This is a genomic window from Devosia sp. Root413D1, from assembly GCF_001425235.1.
In the GTDB taxonomy this organism is placed as follows: domain Bacteria; phylum Pseudomonadota; class Alphaproteobacteria; order Rhizobiales; family Devosiaceae; genus Devosia_A.
In genome coordinates this window covers 294,043-312,242 of the sequence record NZ_LMEA01000010.1, presented here as the reverse complement: position 1 = coordinate 312,242, position 18,200 = coordinate 294,043, and the positions used below count along the sequence as shown (strand labels likewise).

The following is an 18,200-nucleotide window of genomic DNA, read 5'->3' as shown; positions in this document are numbered from 1 at the left end:
CCTGCGTCGGCGCGCCGCGCTCCACATTCATCACGTGGCGTGCTACACAGCTGACCGACCGCTGGTCGGTCCATGATATTGACGCGTGCGACTGTCCTTGGGAGGGCGGAATGCCGTTTCCTCGAATTGTGAAGAGCGCCCCGGCGCGGCGCGACGAAATCCTTGATGCGGCGCAGCGATTGTTCGCCGGCAATGGCTATGACTCGACCTCGGTCAGTCAGATCATCGCCGCCGTCGGCGTCTCGAAGGGGGCATTCTACCACCACTTCGAATCGAAAGAGGACCTGGTCGAGGCCCTCGCCTGCCGCTATGCGCGCCAGACCGCAGCGCTGACCGAAGCCGAACTCTCCGACCCAACGCTCGATGCGTTCTCCAAGCTCGCCGGTTTCCTCGGCACCATGCGCCGCCATAAGACCGAGACCGCGGCGGAACTGCGCGCCACGTTCGAACCGATGTTCCGGGCCGAGAACCTGCAGCTGTTCGAGCGCACCCAGCGCGCTGTCACCGAAGTGGTGCGGCCGATCCTGACGCGCATCATTGTCGAAGGCGTTGCCGAGCAGACCTTCGATACGCCGGATCCGGAAAGCGCCGCCGAGACCATCATGCACCTGATGACCTCGAACCGGGAGTTGATCGTCGAGCTCTACCAGACCCGCGACCGGCTGCATTTCGAGCGGCTGTCGCAGCGCCTGCTCGACAAGATGGAATATCTGGGCACCGTCATCGACCGTATCCTCGGGCTGCCGGAGGGCTCGATCGAACTGGCCGATCGCAGCGCGCTCGATGCGCTGGCCTGCGCCCTGGACCGGCCGCCGACCGCTGCCTGACCACAAAGGACAAGGGCTAGCCGCTTGCGCTCGGCGGGGCTCTTCCCTAAGGGTGAAAACCACGGAGCGTAGTCAGCAAAAGTTGCAGACTTTTGCGATTCGACTGCGCGACAAACGTCGCGAGCGTAGTCAGCAAAAGTTGCAGACTTTTGCGATTCGACTGCGCGACAAACGTCGCGAGCGTAGTCAGCAAAAGTTGCAGACTTTTGCGGTTCGACTGCGCGACAAACTAGGCATGAGCCGCGCCTTCCGGGGGACCTAAGTGCCGACCTCGCCACCCGTCGCCATCATCATGGGCAGCCAGTCCGACTGGCCGAACCTGCGCCATGCCGCCGAGACCCTCGACGCGCTGAAGATCGACTACGAAGCGCGCATCATCTCGGCGCACCGCACGCCCGACCGGATGTATGAATTCGCCAGGGGCGCCAAAGCCGAGGGCTTTCAGGTGATCATCGCCTCTGCCGGCGGCGCCGCGCATCTGCCCGGCATGGTGGCCGCGCTGACCCCCCTGCCCGTGCTGGGCGTGCCGGCACAGACCGCGGCGCTCGGCGGTGAGGATAGCCTGCTCTCCATCGTCCAGATGCCGCCCGGCATTCCGGTGGGGACCCTCGCCATCGGCCGCGCCGGCGCCATCAACGCCGCCCTGCTGGCCGCCGCTATCCTCGCGCTCTCTGATCCTGAAATCGCCTCGGCGCTCGACGATTTCCGCGCCGACCAGACCGCCTCCATCCCCGAGTTTCCATCCGACGATGTCTGACGCCACGCCGCTGCCGCAGGGCAGCACCATCGGTATCCTCGGCGGCGGCCAGCTCGGCCGCATGCTGGCGCTCGCCGCCGCCCGGCTGGGGATGAGGACCCATATCTACTGCCCGGATCCTGAAAGCCCGGCTTTCGACGTGACGCCGCTGAAGACCGTCGCCGCCTATGACGACGAGGCTGCGCTCGCCGCGTTCGCCGCCGGCGTCGACGTGGTCACCTACGAGTTCGAGAACGTCCCGGCCAAGACCGCCGCCTTCCTCGCCAACCTGAAGCCGCTGCGCCCCGGCGCCAATGCGCTGGCCGTGTCGCAGGACCGGCTGGCCGAGAAGGCCTTCCTCACCATCAACCGCATCCCGGTGGCGCCGTTCGCGGCGATCGCCGACCTCGACCGGCTCGAGGCCGAGCTCGAAGAGATCGGCACCCCGGCGGTGCTGAAGACCACCCGGCTCGGCTATGACGGCAAGGGCCAGCGCATCGTCCACAATATGGAAGACGCCGCCCTCGCCTGGGAGTTGCTGTCGCCCAGGCCGCTGGTGCTGGAAGGCTTCATCGCCTTCGAAAAGGAAATCTCGGTAGTGGTGGCGCGCAACGCGCTCGGCGAAGTCGCGGCGTTCGACCCCGCCGAAAATGTCCATCGCGACCATATCCTCAAGACCAGCACGGTGCCCGCCGACATCAGTTCAAAGACTGCGAAGAAGGCGGTCGAGATCGCGCAACAAATCGCCGTCGCGCTCGACTATGTCGGCGTGCTCGGGGTCGAGTTCTTCGTGCTGCCGGGCGGTAAGCTCCTCGTCAACGAGATCGCGCCGCGGGTCCACAATTCCGGGCACTGGACCGAGGCCGTGGCCATCACCGACCAATTCGAGCAGCATATCCGCGCCGTGGTCAACTGGCCGCTGGGCGACCCGGGCCGCATGGCCGACGTGGTGATGGAGAACCTGATCGGCGACGAAATCACCGCGATTCCCGAACGGCTTGGCCCCAACATCCAGCCGCATGCCTATGGCAAAGCCGAGTCGCGCCGCGGCCGGAAAATGGGTCACATCAACCGGGTTGCGTTGAAAAAGCGCGCAAAATGAGCGATTTCGGACGCTTGCCGGTGTGGACAAGCCGTTTCGATTGGCCTATATAGCCGCCCACGAATGACCGGTTCAGCCGGTCGGCGCTCCTTTGGGGCGTTCACCTCAAACAGTTCTGACTGATTACGAAGGGCGGTTGCGCTTGCAAGTAGTTGTTCGCGATAACAATGTTGACCAGGCGCTGCGCGCACTGAAGAAGAAGCTCCAGCGCGAAGGCGTCTTCCGCGAGATGAAGCTTCGCAACTACTACGAGAAGCCGTCCGAGAAGAAGGCTCGCCAGAAGGCGGAGGCCGTGCGCCGCGCCCGCAAGCTGGCTCGCAAGCGCGCCCAGCGTGAAGGCGGCCTGCCCGCCCCTGCCGCGGCAGCGCGTCCGGCACGCCCGTAAGAGGCGTTCAGATTTGGTTCAGGAACGCCGCCTCACAAGGGCGGCGTTTTTGTTACGTACCGCCAGAACTTGCTCATATTTGTGCAGTTGTGCGCAACCGGATGAGGCCTTGTGCCGTTGGCGGCAACGGATAGACTCCCGATCCACTCTGGGTCGAACTAGAGCGAGATCAGGAAAGGTTGCAGACCTTTCCGGTTAGATCTCGCGACTACTAGGACTTGGAGCAGGAGTGCGCTTCAACGAAACGCAATCCTGCTCTGATAAAACGCGTCAAACATTGAGGACTCCAACATGAAGAAGTTCATCGCCGCGGCTGCAGCTGCCGTCATGCTCATGACCGCCGGCGCCGCCCAGGCCGCCACCCAGGTAAAGGTCGGCGTACTCAGCTGCACCGTCGATCCCGGTATCGGTTTCATCATCGGCTCGTCCAAGGATATGACCTGCCGCTTCAAGCGCGACGGCTACAAGACCGAGCGCTACCAGGGCAACATCAAGAAGCTCGGCATCGACATCGGCGTCACCGGCCGCACCGAGATCGTCTGGCTGGTGTTCTCGGCCTCCAATACAAAGTACGGCAAGGGCTCGCTGGCCGGCACCTATGTCGGCGGTTCGGCTGAAGCCACGCTCGGCGTCGGCCTCGGCGGCAACTGGCTGATCGGCGGCTCGCGCAAGGGCTTCGCCCTGCAGCCGTGGTCGATCCAGGGCCAGACCGGCCTCAACTACTCGGTCGCCTTCGCGGGTCTGACCCTGTACTGAGCCGGCGCACAGCGCTGAAATTGAAACGCCGGTCCCTTGGGGCCGGCGTTTTCATTTTGGGCCGGTGCGGGCCGCGCATCTAGCGCGCCCCAGCCTCAGCCCGAACGAAAAACCCCTTCGCCCGCTCCCACAGTCCTCGCGCCCACATGTCGCTATGTCCTGCCCCGGGTTCGATCCAGAGCTCATCCTGGTTCGGCGCCAGCGCGTAGACCCGCTCCCCGTGGCTGACCCCAATGGTGCGATCGGCCGTGCCGTGCGCCACATAGACCGGCTCGGTCACATCCTTGATCCACTGGTCCACCGCGAACTGGTCGGCCATCAGCAGCCCGACCGGCAGGAACCAGTAACGGTCGGCGGCCACCGAGACAGCCGAGTCGAACGGCGTCTCCAGCAGCAGCGCATCGGCCTCCCGGAGGCTCGCCACATAGGTGGCGGGCCCCGAACCGAGCGAACGGCCCCAAAGGACAATCGGAAAACCTTTGTCGGCCGCCCAGTCATAGGCCGCCAGGCCGTCAGCGAGGATGTTCGCCTCGCTCACCTCGCCGGGCGAGCCGGGAAAGCCGCGATAGTCGAAGGCGAGAAAGCCATAGCCGTCGGCGACGAAGGCCGCGAAGCGCTCATGCTCACGTGAGAAGCTCTGGGCATTGCCGCGGAAATAGACGATCAGCGGCTTGCCGGCAGCCGGCGGCTGGTACCAACCGGTGAGGAACGAGCCGTCGGCGCTCGGGATGCTCACCAGCTCCGCCGCGGTGAGCTTGGTCTCGCTCAGCGCCAGCAGCCGCCCGCCGCGGTCGTATTGAAAGTCGCGCTGGAAGAAATACATGGCGCCCAGCACCATGGCATAGGCCAGCACCGCGACGATGCCGGCCCCGATGGCGATCCGTCCCAGCCGCTGCATCTCATGCCCTCCGTTGCCGAAAGGGCATGCCATGGCGGCGGAGCGATGTCAGCCCTGCGCGGCCTTCATCTTCTCGGGATCGAGCGCGAACGCGAAGGCCCGCTCGAACACTTCGGCCGGCTGGCAGCCGGAAACCGCGAACTTGTTGTCGAACACGAAGAATGGCACGCCCTGGATGCCCTGCTGCGCCGCGGCGACCGCCAGTTCGTGGGTAATCGCCAGCTCGCGCGGGTCGCGTACCGCGTCGAGCGCCTCGGCGTGGGTGAAGCCGTGCTGCGCGGCGATGCCGGCCAGCACTTCGTCGTCATTGATCAGCTGGTGATCCATGAAGTAGCCCCAGGCGATGGCATTGGCCAGCGCGTGCTGGGTGCCCTTGGCCTTGGCGAGGCGCACCAGCGTGTGGCCCTTACGGGTCGGGAACGAGCGCGGCTGCTGGCTGAGATCGAGGTCGATCCCGGACGTCTTCGCCTCGCCCTCGACGCGCGCCCACATCTCCTTGGGGTCACGGCCATACTTCTCGCGCAGCATGTCGGCGACCACCACGCCTTCCTCGGGCGTGTTGGGATCGAGATAGAACGGATGGTTCTCCACCTCGACCACCACGTCATCCGGCAATGCGGCGATCGCCTGGTCGAGCCGTGCCGAGCCAACGAGGCACCACGGGCAGACAGTATCGGTAAACAGGTCGATCTTGACAGTGCGCGGCACGGTGGTCCTCATTGGCTGAACCGGCCACACATGGCGGCTGAACCCCGGCGGCGCAAGAACGCACACCGAGGTAACCTGCATCCGCCAAACTGCCTATCGAACTCCCTACCCGCGGTGTCATCCCCGCGAAAGCGGGGATCTCCGTTTGCGATGGTGGCGCGGCCAAGAAAACCGAGGTTCCCGCTTTCGCGGGAATGACCCGGTGAGTACGTCCAGGGCCAGAGTTCGGGTGCGGTCCAATCGCGAAATGCTCTAGTTGAACGCCATCACCGCGCTGATGACGATGCCGGCCATGGCGAGCCGGGTGATCCAGCCCATCACCTGCGGGCTGATGGTGCCCGGTTTGGCGACGATGCCGATGATCATGGCGATCAGCACCACGACCACCAGCCCCATCTTGATGAAGAACCAGACGCTCTGCCCCTCGAAGCCGCCATAGCGGACATAGACCATGGCGATGCCGGTTAGCAGCAGCAGGCCGAAGGCGATGCGGGCGTTGATGCTGAGGCGTTTGCCGATGCCGCCGAGCAGCGGTCGGGCATCGGGCGGGGCCGCGCCGATGCGGCTGCCGATCAGCGGCGCCGCGATGGTGGTGGTAATGGCCAGCCCGAAGGCCGCCAGATGAATGATGAGAAGGATATTGAACGTGAGATCCATAACTGCCGTGCCCTTTGCTGGAAGGCAGTCTGGATACGACCTCAAGTGAAGTTGAGGTCAATAGGTGCTTTGAGGAAAGGTTGCAGACTTTCCGGTTCGAAGGCGCGACCGAATCGAGAAACTGGAGCGCTCCGCCGGTCATTGAAGCGGTGAAACGCTCCAGGTCCGATGCGTGGTGACGGCGAGCCAGATGGCGATGAGCACGAGCGTCACGCCGAAGACGATACCGGCCCGACTGCGGATCCGGTCCGATGACAGTACCGGCTGCAGCGTGCTGGCGAGCAGGACGATCCCCAGGTGAATGATCGTCGCTACTGCGACATACACTAGGGTCAGGCTGAGCAGTTGTGGGATGGCCGGCGCCGTGCCGGAGACGAAGTTCGGCAGCACCGCGATGTAGAACACCGCAGCCTTGGGATTGAGCAGGTTCGAAGCGAGGCCGCGGCCGAAATAACCCGCCAGGTTCTTCTGCACATCCTCGGGCTCGAGCGGCTTCTGCGTGTCGCGATAGCTGTCCCAGCCGAGCCAGACCAGATAGGCTACGCCACCCCAGCGCAGCGCCTCGTAGAGCCAGCGCGTCTCGCTGATCAGCGCGCCGAACCCGAGCCCGGCCACCAGCCCGAGCACCAGCAGGCCGAGCGCCACGCCAGCGGCAGCGGCGAACCCGGCGATGCGGCCCCGATCGAGGCTGAGCACCGCGAGGTACCCCATGTTCGGCCCGGGCGTGAGTTCGATGGCGAACGACGTCAGAATGAACGGCAGCAGGGTTTCCAGCATCGGCTAGCTGCGGCTCATCCCGACCGCGTCGCGCAGATGCTGGATCTGCGGTGCCGCCGCTTCTGCCCGGACCTTGTGGGCATCGTCGGGACCGGCCGGCCCTCCCTGGCGCGCCGGCTCCGACCTGGTGTCGACCCAGTAGAGGTTGTGGCTGAAGCTACGCTTGCCGCTGTCGAGGATGGTCACGTTGATGTCCTTGATACCGGGACCGAACAACTCGGCAACCGCGCCGGAAATGACGTCGCCGCTGAGGAACCAGCTGGGATTGAACTTGTCGTAGATGTTGGTCCAGCACACGGTGGAAAACACTGCCGCATGGTGTGTTACCATCCGGCCGTTCTCCTCATAGATGAAGCCTTCCGCGTCGCCGCGCGGCTCGGGCGGCGAGATCGGCAGCACCCGCTCGTGCTTCATCCGCAGGAAGTCCTCGAGCCCCTCGGTGACGAGGAACTCGGCATTGGCGAGCGGCGAGCCGAGCGTCACGAAATCGCTGACCTTCCATCCCGACAAGCCGGCCGGCTTGCCCTCGGGCGGAGGGTCGGCCGGCTTCTGCCGCCGCAGCGCCGAGAACGCTGCCCATTGCAGGGTCTGGTAGGTCTCGACATCGGCAGGCGTCCATTCGGCCACGGGTTTGCTGGCGAAACGCTCCACCGCCTCGATGGCGGCGACCGCGTCGGCATCCGGCGGGTTGTCCTTGGTGGGCCCGACGCTGTGCCAGAGCAGTTGCAGCAGGTCATAGGCGAGGACCGTCCCCAGCGAGTGGGCCACCACCACGATGCGGTCGTAATCGGTATCGTTGTGGAGGGCCTTGAGCAGCGCCAGGCCACGCTCCCGCAGGGCCTGGCGGCTACGCACCGTCTCGGTCTGCGCGCTCAGGTAGCTGGCGGCATCGCCGAACAGCGGCAGCAGGTCGTTGGTGAACAGGTAGAGCACCACGCCCATGATCAGGGCGGCGACGATCACCGGCGTCTGCCAGGAGATGAAGCCGACACCGACGATCAACGCTAGGAGGATGGCACCGCGCGGGATCGATTTTGCCTGCGCCGTGGCGGGAAAGAACTTCGGCACCACCAGCGTCAGCACAGCGACCGCAATGATCGCGAGCCCGAGCAGTGCATCGAGCCGATTGCGGTCCTGGAACGGCGCCAGCCAGTTCGCCTGCAGCAGTTGCGGGATTTCGAGGATGACCCAGAGCGTCATCGCGATGGCGGCGAGGCACAGCAACCAGAAAGCCAGCCACGGCCCGTACATGCGCCTGGGCACCTGCAGCGGGCTGATCCAGAACAGCCGCTCGAGCCAGCGCCAGAGGTTCCGGAGCGGCGTATCGGCCAACAGGTCAGCGTAGTAGAGCTCGAAGAAGTCGGTGCGGCGACCCTTGTCATGCGGCGGCGTGGTGATCCGCTGCATTTCATAGAGCCCGCTCTTGCTGTCGGGGACGATCCAGGTGTTGTCCTTGCTGTAGGGCGGATCCGGCGTCACATCCGGGTTGGACGCCCACAGCGCCGCCACGAAATCACGGATCGTACCCATCGGCCGCTGCTGGCCCTGGCCGTGCACGACGACGATTGCCTGCCGCTTGATCGGCTCGGCTGCAGGCCTCGACGCAGGTTTTCTTGCCATGACGGTCCCCACGGGCAGCCGGGAGATTGATCTTGCAAGTCCTGAAATGAAAAGAGCCGCCCTCAGGGCGACTCTAATTCAGTATCGGCGGCGGCGGAAGTAAGTTGTGCCTAATGCCCCAGCGCCTTGACGATATCTTCGGTGACCTTCTTGGCGTCGCCGAACAGCATCATGGTGTTGTCGCGGAAGAACAGCTCGTTCTGCACGCCCGCATAACCCGCCGCCATGCCGCGCTTGATGAACAGCACCGTGCCGGCATCTTCGACGTTCAGCACCGGCATGCCGTAAATCGGCGAGGTCTTGTCGGTCTTGGCGGCCGGGTTGGTGACATCGTTGGCGCCGATGACGAAGGCGACATCGGTCTGGGCGAACTCGGAGTTGATGTCTTCGAGCTCGAACACCTCGTCATATGGCACGTTCGCTTCGGCGAGCAGTACGTTCATATGGCCCGGCATACGGCCGGCTACCGGGTGGATGGCGTATTTCACCTCGACGCCCTCGGCCTTGAGCAGATCCGCCATTTCGCGCAACGCATGCTGGGCCTGCGCCACCGCCATGCCGTAACCGGGCACGATAATGACCTTGCCGGCGTTCTTCATCATGAAGGCCGCATCTTCGGACGAGCCCTGCTTGACCGGCCGCGTCTCCTCTTCGCCCGCGCCGGCGGCAGCGCTGTCGCCGCCGAAACCGCCCAGGATCACGGAGATGAAGCTGCGGTTCATCGCCTTACACATGATGTAGCTGAGGATGGCGCCGGACGAGCCGACCAGCGCGCCGGTGATGATCAGCGCGGTATTGCCCAGCGTGAAGCCGATGCCCGCCGCTGCCCAGCCCGAGTAGGAGTTGAGCATCGAGACGACCACCGGCATATCGGCGCCGCCGATCGGGATGATCATCAGCCCGCCCAGCACCAGCGCCACAACGGTGATGGCCCAGAACCACAAGGGATCAACGGTGACCGCAAAGGCCCAGATCAGCACCAGCAGCAAGAGGCCGAGCGCGATGTGGATGATGTGGCGGAACGGCAGGATGATCGGCTTGCCGCTCATATTGCCGTTGAGCTTGGCAAAGGCGATGACCGAACCGGTGAAGGTGAAGGCGCCGATGGCGACGCCGAGGCTCATCTCGATCAGCGCCTGCGCGTGGATATGCCCCACCGTGCCGATGCCGAAGGCCTCGGGCGCATAAAGCGCTGCCGCTGCGGCGAACACCGCGGCAAGACCGACCAGCGAGTGGAACGCGGCGACCAGTTGCGGCATGTCGGTCATCTTGACCTTGCGCGCCAGCACGGCTCCGATGCCGCCACCAATGGCGAGGCCGCCGATGATCAGCACCCAGCTCAGCCAGTCGGAAACGCCCGCCACCAAGAGCGTGGTGACGATGGCGATGCCCATGCCGACCATGCCGAAAGTATTGCCCTGCCGCGACGAGGCCGGGCTCGAGAGCCCGCGCAGCGCCAGGATGAACAGCACGCCCGAGACGAGATAGAGAACGGCGGCGAAACTGGCGTCGATCATTCCGTGACGGGCTCCATGCTGCCGGTGGGGAACTCCACGTCGACAAAGGCGGGGTAGACTTCCTTGAGGATCGCCACCTGCTGCGCATCTTCGACGCGCACCAGGTACCAGGTCTCTTCGTCGAACAGGCCAAGCGTCGACGACGTCGCCTTCACTTTGCCGCCCGCTTCGCCCAGATCCATCACCGTCTCGGTCGGGATCAGCGCATAGGGGGTGCCGTCAGCGGTTTCGAAATACTCGGCCGCTTCGAGGTCCATGGCGAAGGAAACGATTTCCACGTCCTTCATCACCTGATCCATCTGCTGCTGCGTCGCTTCGATCAGCTGCTCGGTGGTGACGTTGAAATTGGCGGCGATCTTGTCGAGCACCTTGGGCGGCACCACGTCCATCACCTGCGACATGTCGCTGGCCTTCATCGCCGCATCGAAGCTCTCGATCCGGGCGGCTAGCCCTTCGAGCTGCTCGTCGGTGAACTCGGCGGCAAAGACCGGCGTGGCGAGGACGGCGAAAACCGCAATGGCGGCGAAGAGGCGCTTGAACATCAGTGTTTTCCCGTCTTGCCGGCCGGCGCTTCCTTCTTCTTGTACATCGCCAGCATGCGCTGGGTGACAAGGAAGCCACCGAAGATGTTGACGCTGGCGAGCACCAGCGCGAGGAAACCGAAGAGTTTTGATACCCAGTTGCTGTCGGCGGCGAGCGGCACGCCGACAGCGAGCAGCGCACCGACCACGATCACCGATGAGATGGCGTTGGTGACGCTCATCAGCGGCGTGTGCAGCGCCGGGGTGACGCTCCACACCACGTAGTACCCCACCGCGATGGCGAGGACGAAGATCGACAGGCGGAAGACAAACGGGTCGATGGCGCCACCGGTGGCGGCGCTGACCGCCGCAGTGATGGCATCCGCAGTGTGCGCAGCGGTCTGTTCCATTTACTTCTTCCCCTTGGCGGTCGAGGGCTTTGCCGCAGCCGGTTTGGCCGCCTTGGCGGCGGCGGGCTTGGCAGCAGCTTTCGCGGCAGCCGGCTTGGCGGCAGCCTGCTTGGGCGCAGCCGCCGCCTTGGACGCTGCAGCCTTGGCGATCGGCGCGACGACCGGCGCCGCCTTCTTCACCTTGCCGCCGATGGTCTTGGCCACGGCAGCGGCCTTTGCCGGGGCTGCCTCGGCTTTGGGAGCCGCCGCCTTTTTGGGCGCCGCAGCCTTGCTCGGCTCGGCAGCCTTTGCAGCCGCGGGCTTGGCCGCAGCCGGCGCGGCGTCGAACTTGATGTTGGGATGCACGATGGCGCCATCGCGGGTCAGCACGGTGGCCTTCACCAGCTCGTCGTTCCAGTTCACCGCCAGCACCTTCTCCTTCTTGTCGACCAGCGTTTCGAGGAAGGAGACGAGGTTGCGCGAGTAGAGTTGGCTGGCCGAAGTGGCGAGCCGGCCAGCGACATTGGTGAAGCCGATGATCGTCGCGCCATTGGCCGTGGTGATGGTCTTGCCCGGCTGGGTCAGCTCGATATTGCCGCCGCGCTCGGCTGCAAGGTCGACCAGCACCGAACCCGGCGCCATCGATTCGACCATGGCTTTGGTCACCAGCTTGGGCGCCGGGCGGCCGGGGATCAGCGCCGTGGTGATGACGATATCCTGCTTGGCGATGTGGCCCGCGACCAGCTCAGCCTGTGCCGCCTGCTCGTCCTTGGTCAGCTCGCGCGCATAGCCGCCAGTGCCCGAGGCATCCTTCAACGCCTCGGTCATGATGAACTTGGCGCCGAGCGATTCGACCTGCTCGCCGGCCGCGGCGCGCACGTCGGTGGCGGTGACCACAGCGCCGAGGCGCTTCGCCGTAGCGATCGCCTGCAGCCCGGCAACGCCGGCGCCCATGACGAACACCTTGGCCGGGCGCACCGTACCGGCAGCGGTCATCATCATCGGCATGGCGCGATCGAACGCGCCGGCGGCATCGATCACCGCCTGGTAGCCGGCAAGGTTGGCCTGGCTCGAGAGGATATCCATCACCTGGGCGCGGGTGATGCGCGGCATGAACTCCATGGCGACGGTGGTAACGCCGGCCTTCGCCAACGCGGCGATCTCAGCCTCGTTGCCATAGGGGTCCATCGCGCCGATCACCAGCGCACCGGCAGCGGCACCAGAGAGGCTGGCGGCGGTCGGACGGCGCACGGTGAGCACGATATCGGCGCCCTTGATGGTCGCCGCGGCGTTGCCGACGCTGGCGCCCGCGGCGGCGTAGTCCTTGTCGGGGAAGCGGGCGAGGTCACCCGCCCCTGCCTCGATGGCAACTTCGGCGCCGAGCCCGATCAGCTTGGTGACCGTCTCGGGCGTCGCCGCGACACGCGTCTCCCCTTCGGCGCGTTCCCGCAACACTGCAATCTTCATGGAAGTCTCCAGAGCGTCAGACGCCGACCGTGTCGGTCACCGGATAGAAAAATCCCGCCGTCAGCTGCGGCGGGATCCCATCACCATCACACCGATGATGAGCACTGGAATGGCCAGCAGCAGCAACGCCCCGATGATCGGCTGATGCGCCTCGATGAAGGCGTAGAGCGACAGCGCCACGAACACCATCGACACGATGCCCCACTTCACGAAAGTGATGAAGCCGGCATAGGTCGCCTCATGCTGAGCGTAGTCCATGGCGGGCGGCAGTTCGTGCGTAGCAGCGGCGGCGGGTTTCTTGGCCATTAGGTCCTCAGTCCATTGATCGTCTTCGGGACACCGATCCCCGAACCATCACGCCGCGATAGCACGCGAACGCCGAAGATCAGACCGCCCCACTCCGCCTCTCATACTTCGCGCGGCAGTGCCGCACAAGCGCAGCGCGGCGGTTCGCCACGCTGCACCAATTGCCAAGCCGCTCGTCGCAGCAGCCTCAGGCTGGCTGCGTCGCTTCGAGCTCGTTGATCAGCCGTTCGATCATCCCCAACCCCAGCGACCAGAAGCCCGGGTCGCGGGCGTCGAGCCCGAACGGCGCCAGCAGTTCGGAGTGGTGCTTCGAGCCACCGGCTTTCAGCAACTCGAAATAGCGCTCGGCAAAACCTTCGCTCGATTTCTCGTATTGCGCGTAGAGCGAGTTCACCAGGCAATCGCCGAAGGCATAGGCATAGACGTAGAACGGCGAATGGATGAAGTGCGGGATATAGGCCCAGAAGATGTCATAGCCTTCATTGAGCTTGATCGCTGGCCCAAGGCTTTCGGCGCCGACATCGAGCCAGATCTGGTTGAGATCGACGGTGGTCAGCTCGCCCTGCTTACGCCGGGTGTGGACCTCGCGCTCGAACGTGTAGAAGGCGATCTGCCGCACCACGGTGTTGAGCATGTCCTCAACCTTGCTCGACAGCATGGCGAAGCGCTGCGTCGGATCGGTGGTTTTGGCCAGCATCGAGCGGAAGGTCAGCATCTCGCCGAACACCGAGGCGGTTTCGGCCAGCGTCAGCGGCGTCGGCGCCATCAGCGCCCCCTGCGGGCCAGCCAGCACCTGGTGCACCCCATGCCCCAGCTCATGCGCCAGCGTCATCACGTCGCGTGATTTGCCGAGGTAGTTGAGCATCAGGTAGGGGTGCGCCGAGGGCACGGTCGGGTGGGCGAAGGCGCCCGGGGACTTGCCGTCTTTGGTCGGGGCGTCGATCCAGCCCTTCTCGAAGAACGGCTCGGCGATCTCGGCCAGTTTCGGCGAGAAGGTGGCGTAAGCCTCCATCACCGTATCCCTCGCGGTCGGCCAGTCATAGATGCGGTCGTCGCTGGTCGGCAGCGGGGCGTTGCGGTCCCAGGCATTGAGCTGCGTCTTGCCGAACCACTTTGCCTTCATGGCGTAATAGCGGTGGCTGAGCCGCGGGTAGGCGGCGCGCACCGCGGTCTGCAGCGCATCGACCACTTCGCGCTCCACCGAGTTCTCGAGGTGGCGGCTGTCGGCGATATCCTGGAAGCCGTGCCAGCGGTCGGCGATTTCCTTGTCCTTGGCGAGCACGTTGGTGATGTGGGTGAACAGCTTCTCGTTGCCGTGCAGCGTCTTCGACAGGCCGCTAAACGCCGCTTCGCGCTTCAGCTCATCCTTGTCGGAGAGGAAGTTGAGCGTCGATTCGAGGTTGAGCTCCTCGCCGTCGACATTGAACTTGAGGGCGGCCATGGTCTCATCGAACAGCCGGTTCCAGGCGCCGGCGCCGGTCACCGATTTCTCGTGGAACAGCTCTTCGATCTTGTCCTCGAGCTGATAGGGCTTGGCCTTCCTCAGCTCAGTGAACCAGGGGCGATAGCGGCCGAGCTCGGGGTTGCCCTCGAGCGCCGCTTCCAGCACGGTTTCGTCGATGCGGTTGAGCTCGAGTCCGAAAAAGATCAGGCCGGTCGAGAGGTCGGTGAGCGCCTGGCTGAGATCGCCGAGGAACTTCACCTTGTCCGCATCCTGGGTGTTCCGCACATATTGCAGGAACGCGTAGGAGCCGAGTTTGCCGCTGAGATCGCCGAGCGCCTCGTAGCGCTTGATCGCATCGAGCAGCTTACCAGCCTTTGCCAGCCCCTCGAGCTTACCCTTGTAGTCGGCCTCAAAGCTCTTGGCGTCGGCCTGCGCCGCGGCGAGATCCGCCTTCAGCGCGGGCGAGTCGTTGCTGGTGTAGAGATCGTCGAGGTTCCAGGTCGGCATGTTGCCGAGCTGGTTGTGTCCCCGCTGGGCTGTGGCTTCCGGCGCGCGCGTCATTTCGATCTTTAGCAATTCATCACCTCAGTCTCAAAGCGGGCGCGACCTTATCCAGAGGGCCAGCGGATGGGAAGCCGAAGGCGGTTTGCTCAGGCTTAATCGCCTCTTAACCCACCCCACACATGCTGCTCCAAAACGGCACAGCGCGATTCGCACTGCGGGCGAAGCGTGCAACTACAAAGTCCTTGGAGGACCATGACGCGCGTTCTGATAGTCGATGACGACCTGGTGCAGCTCAGGCTCACCTCCGAGGTCGCCAACCGGGCCGGGTTCTCTGCCGTTACGGCCACCAGCGGCAGACAGGCCCTCGAACTGCTCGACGCCGATCCCGGCATCGGCGCCATGGTCCTCGATCTGGTGATGCCCGATCTCGACGGCATGGCGGTGATGGAAGCGATGCGCCGCGATGGCCTCGCGACCCCGGTGATCGTCCAGACCGGCCACTCCTCGCTCGATACTGTCGTAACCGCCATGCGCCAGGGCGCCGCCGACTTCTTCGTCAAGCCGGTCGCCCCGGAGCGGCTGATCATGTCGCTCAGGAACGCGCTGAAGCTCGGCGAACTCGAGACCATGGTGCGCACCGATCGCAGCCGGCTCAGCGGCACCATGAGCCTCACCGATATCGTCACCCGCGCCCCGAGCATGGACCGGGTGCTGTCGCTTTGCACCAAGGCGGCGAAATCCACCATCCCGGTGTTGATCGAAGGCGAGACCGGCGTCGGCAAGGAGCTCATTGCCCGGGTGATCCAGGGCTCGGGTGATCGAGCCGGCAAACCCTTCGTCACCGTCAATTGTGGAGCGATCCCCGCCAACCTCATCGAATCGACGCTGTTCGGGCACCGGAAGGGCGCCTTCAGCGGCGCCGTCGCCGACCACCCCGGCAAGTTCCTCGAGGCGCATGGCGGCACCATCTTCCTCGATGAGGTCGGCGAGCTGCCGATGGAAACGCAGGTCAAGCTGCTGCGGGTGATCCAGGATGGCGAGATCGAACCCGCCGGCGCCGACAAGCCGGTGCGGGTCAATGTGCGGCTCATCTCGGCGACCAACCGGCGGCTGCTCAACCTGACCAAGGCCGGCGCCTTCCGTGAGGATCTCTACTATCGGCTCAATGTCTTTCCGCTCTATGTGCCACCGCTGCGCGACCGCATGGAGGACCTGCCGGTGCTGGTGAACCACTTCGTCGCGCGTCTCGCTGCCGAAGCCGGCAAGCGCATCGTCGGGGTTTCCGAGCCGGCCCTCAAGCTGCTGCGCGACTATGACTGGCCGGGCAACGTCCGGCAGCTGGAGAATGCGGTCTACCGCGCCGTGGTGCTCAGCGACGCCGCCTATCTCGAAACCGCCGACTTCCCGCAGATCGTCGCCTTGAGCGCCGGTCGCGCCGAGGCGTTGCGGTTGACCTCGGCGGCGCCTGGCCCTTCAGGCCCGGTTCACATCGATGAGGCTATCGCCTCTCTACGCGAGGTTGTGGACAAGACAGCGGTCAGCGACCGCTTCATGGCCCAGAGTGGCGAAGTCGCCGCCCTCGCCGATGTCGAGCGCGAACTGATCGTGTTCGCGTTGCGCCACTATGGCTACCGCATGTCGCGAGTGGCGCGGGCGCTCGGCATCGGCAGGTCGACGCTCTATCGCAAGCTCCGCGAGTACGGCCTGGACGAGGGTTTGGAGAGCGACGCCGCCTAGGCTAGTTGCACCAAGTCCACAGACCGAACTCACAAAATCGCGAGGAATTGTCAGCGTTAAGATTTGTGGGCTAAGCAAAATGCATATCTGGGGCAAAAGTGCCGAATCCTCCCCGTCACGCCGCCCCTTGCCAGCCCTCGAGCCGGGCACGGAGTACTTAATGACTATGCTGAAGGCCTTGTTGTTGGCGGGCACGGTGGCGCTCGCATCGCCATTTGCGATCTTCACGCAAGCAGCCTCTGCCCAGGAAACCGTCACGGTCGCCGGCATCGAAACCACGCGCATCGTGATCGCGCCGCCCAAGACCGAGCTGGCGCGGATCATCAAGGCCGGCCTCTCCACCGCCTATGCCGCGGCCGAGAAGGGTACCCGGACCTATCAGCAGACCCAGAAGCTCTATTTCTTCTATGGCGCCCGCCACTTCGAGCCGCTGTGGCTGAGCAAGGCGGATGATGGTTCCATCGCCTTCTCGCCCAATGCGGAGAGGATCATCCAGGTCTTCAAGGACTCCGAGCTCGAAGGCTTCCGTCCGTCCGACTACCTGACCGCCGACCTCGACGTTGCCGCCGCCGGCACCGATCCGATGAAGCTCGCTGCGCTCGAGACAGCCTTCTCCACGGCGGCGATCCGCTACGCGCAGGATGCTTTCGGCGGCCGCATCTCGCCGCTCGACGTCAACAAGACCTGGACCATCGCGCCCAAGCGCATCAACGAAGCCGAAATGCTGGTGAAGCTCGCCGACAGCAGCGAGCCGGACAAGCTGCTCCTGGCGTTGTCGCCGACCCAGCCGGAGTTCCTCGGGTTGAAGGCGGCGCTCGCCAAGTTCTACGACGGCGCCGTGATGGATGCAGCGATCACCATTCCCGAGGGCAAGCTGCTCAAGCCCGGCATGCAGGACGAGCGCGTCACGCTGCTGCGCCAGCGCCTCGATGTGCCCGAGCCTGATATCCCGGAGACCGCCGGCGCCGCGGTGACCGTCGACATCAACTATGACGAGCCGCTGGTCGCAGCAGTGCAGGCCTTCCAGGAGAGCCTCGGCCTCAATGGTGACGGCGTCATCGGGCCGGCGACCATCGCCGCGCTGAATGGCGGCTCGGCCACCACCAAGGAAGATATCGTCGCCAACATGGAGCGCTGGCGCTGGGAGCCGAACGACTACGGCGACTTCCAGGTGACGGTGAACATCCCCGAATTCCGCCTCTGGATCATGAACAAGGACGAGGTCCACTACACCACCCGCGTGGTGGTGGGCACGCCCAAGAACCAGACCGCAGTGTTCAACGACGAGATCGAGCATATCGTCGTCAACCCGTACTGGAACGTGCCGTCCTCGATCGCCACCAACGAGATCAAGCCGCATCTGATCGCCAATCCGGGCTATCTCGCCAGCCAGAACATGGAAATGCTGTCGGGCGGCAAGGTGATCAACGCCTCGGCCATCGACTGGACGCAGACCAACATCAACCGCTTCCACATCCGGCAGAAGCCGGGCGCCGGCAATGCGCTGGGGCGGGTGAAGTTCCTGTTCCCCAACCAGCACGACATCTACCTGCACGATACGCCGTCCAAGTCGCTGTTCTCGCGCTCGTTCCGCGCCTACAGCCATGGCTGCGTGCGCGTCGAGAACCCGATGGATTTCGCCGACGCGCTGTTGGCGCTCGAGCCCGAGATGAACGCCGGAACGCTGGAAGCGGCATTCGGCGACAAGGAGCGTTGGTTCAACCTCAAGACCAAGATCCCGGTGCACATCTCCTACTTCACCCTGCGCGTCGATGCCGACGGCACCATCCGCTCCTATGGCGACGTGTACGGCATGAACCAGCGGTTGAAAGAACTGCTGGCCGAATAG

Annotated in this window: 18 protein-coding genes; 7 read left to right on the top strand and 11 right to left on the bottom strand. The window is 64.7% G+C overall.

Going from position 1 to position 18,200, the window contains the following annotated elements; translation table 11 throughout:
- Window positions 1-110: 110 nt before the first annotated feature.
- The 5 genes from ASC89_RS16150 (at window position 111) to ASC89_RS16130 (ending at window position 3,806) form a co-directional block, all read left to right on the top strand.
- A complete protein-coding gene (locus ASC89_RS16150) occupies window positions 111-827 on the top strand; it encodes a TetR/AcrR family transcriptional regulator (protein ID WP_069909387.1) in 717 nt (238 codons plus the stop codon).
- 292 nt (window positions 828-1,119) lie between these two features.
- Window positions 1,120-1,584: a 5-(carboxyamino)imidazole ribonucleotide mutase gene (purE, locus tag ASC89_RS16145; protein WP_055883325.1), complete on the top strand. Its 465-nt coding sequence runs from the start codon at window positions 1,120-1,122 to the stop codon at window positions 1,582-1,584.
- Window positions 1,577-2,665, top strand: a complete 1,089-nt coding sequence (locus ASC89_RS16140) for a 5-(carboxyamino)imidazole ribonucleotide synthase (protein WP_055999569.1) — start codon at window positions 1,577-1,579, stop codon at window positions 2,663-2,665. The genes purE and ASC89_RS16140 overlap by 8 nt, the downstream gene beginning before the upstream one ends.
- A gap of 142 nt (window positions 2,666-2,807) precedes the next feature.
- Window positions 2,808-3,050, top strand: a complete 243-nt coding sequence (rpsU, locus tag ASC89_RS16135) for a 30S ribosomal protein S21 (protein ID WP_055046207.1) — start codon at window positions 2,808-2,810, stop codon at window positions 3,048-3,050.
- A 291-nt stretch (window positions 3,051-3,341) separates the two neighbouring features.
- Window positions 3,342-3,806 (top strand): DUF992 domain-containing protein, encoded by a 465-nt coding sequence (locus ASC89_RS16130; RefSeq protein WP_055999566.1) that lies wholly within the window; start codon window positions 3,342-3,344, stop codon window positions 3,804-3,806.
- A gap of 79 nt (window positions 3,807-3,885) precedes the next feature.
- On the opposite strand, the gene ASC89_RS16125 is transcribed toward ASC89_RS16130, so the two are convergent.
- The 11 genes from ASC89_RS16125 to ASC89_RS16075 form a co-directional block, all read right to left on the bottom strand.
- Complete coding sequence (locus tag ASC89_RS16125; RefSeq protein ID WP_055999563.1) at window positions 3,886-4,704, bottom strand: alpha/beta hydrolase; 819 nt, start codon at window positions 4,702-4,704, stop codon at window positions 3,886-3,888.
- A 48-nt stretch (window positions 4,705-4,752) separates the two neighbouring features.
- On the bottom strand, window positions 4,753-5,412 hold the full coding sequence (locus tag ASC89_RS16120) for a DsbA family oxidoreductase (protein ID WP_055883059.1): 660 nt from the start codon (window positions 5,410-5,412) through the stop codon (window positions 4,753-4,755).
- 252 nt (window positions 5,413-5,664) lie between these two features.
- Window positions 5,665-6,069: a hypothetical protein gene (locus ASC89_RS16115; protein ID WP_055883057.1), complete on the bottom strand. Its 405-nt coding sequence runs from the start codon at window positions 6,067-6,069 to the stop codon at window positions 5,665-5,667.
- 138 nt (window positions 6,070-6,207) lie between these two features.
- The gene (locus ASC89_RS16110) at window positions 6,208-6,846 is read right to left on the bottom strand and encodes a LysE family translocator (protein WP_055883055.1); all 639 of its coding nucleotides are present in this window, start codon (window positions 6,844-6,846) and stop codon (window positions 6,208-6,210) included.
- 3 nt (window positions 6,847-6,849) lie between these two features.
- The gene (locus ASC89_RS16105) at window positions 6,850-8,466 is read right to left on the bottom strand and encodes a hypothetical protein (protein ID WP_156384647.1); all 1,617 of its coding nucleotides are present in this window, start codon (window positions 8,464-8,466) and stop codon (window positions 6,850-6,852) included.
- Window positions 8,467-8,576: 110 nt separating this feature from the next.
- Window positions 8,577-9,983, bottom strand: coding sequence for an NAD(P)(+) transhydrogenase (Re/Si-specific) subunit beta (locus ASC89_RS16100; protein WP_407065070.1), 1,407 nt, complete (start codon window positions 9,981-9,983; stop codon window positions 8,577-8,579).
- A complete protein-coding gene (locus ASC89_RS16095) occupies window positions 9,980-10,525 on the bottom strand; it encodes a hypothetical protein (RefSeq protein WP_055883045.1) in 546 nt (181 codons plus the stop codon). The genes ASC89_RS16100 and ASC89_RS16095 overlap by 4 nt, the downstream gene beginning before the upstream one ends.
- Window positions 10,525-10,914 (bottom strand): NAD(P) transhydrogenase subunit alpha, encoded by a 390-nt coding sequence (locus ASC89_RS16090; RefSeq protein ID WP_055883043.1) that lies wholly within the window; start codon window positions 10,912-10,914, stop codon window positions 10,525-10,527. The genes ASC89_RS16095 and ASC89_RS16090 overlap by 1 nt, the downstream gene beginning before the upstream one ends.
- Window positions 10,915-12,360, bottom strand: coding sequence for a Re/Si-specific NAD(P)(+) transhydrogenase subunit alpha (locus tag ASC89_RS16085; RefSeq protein ID WP_055999557.1), 1,446 nt, complete (start codon window positions 12,358-12,360; stop codon window positions 10,915-10,917). It abuts the gene before it with no gap.
- Between the two features lie 60 nt (window positions 12,361-12,420).
- Window positions 12,421-12,666, bottom strand: a complete 246-nt coding sequence (locus ASC89_RS16080) for an aa3-type cytochrome c oxidase subunit IV (protein ID WP_055883038.1) — start codon at window positions 12,664-12,666, stop codon at window positions 12,421-12,423.
- 187 nt (window positions 12,667-12,853) lie between these two features.
- Window positions 12,854-14,671, bottom strand: coding sequence for a M3 family oligoendopeptidase (locus ASC89_RS16075; protein ID WP_056000023.1), 1,818 nt, complete (start codon window positions 14,669-14,671; stop codon window positions 12,854-12,856).
- A gap of 195 nt (window positions 14,672-14,866) precedes the next feature.
- Between ASC89_RS16075 and ASC89_RS16070 the strand changes: the two genes are divergently transcribed.
- Both ASC89_RS16070 and ASC89_RS16065 read left to right on the top strand, forming a co-directional pair.
- Window positions 14,867-16,351: a sigma-54 dependent transcriptional regulator gene (locus tag ASC89_RS16070; protein WP_055999554.1), complete on the top strand. Its 1,485-nt coding sequence runs from the start codon at window positions 14,867-14,869 to the stop codon at window positions 16,349-16,351.
- Between the two features lie 160 nt (window positions 16,352-16,511).
- A complete protein-coding gene (locus ASC89_RS16065; RefSeq protein WP_055999551.1) occupies window positions 16,512-18,200 on the top strand; it encodes a murein L,D-transpeptidase in 1,689 nt (562 codons plus the stop codon).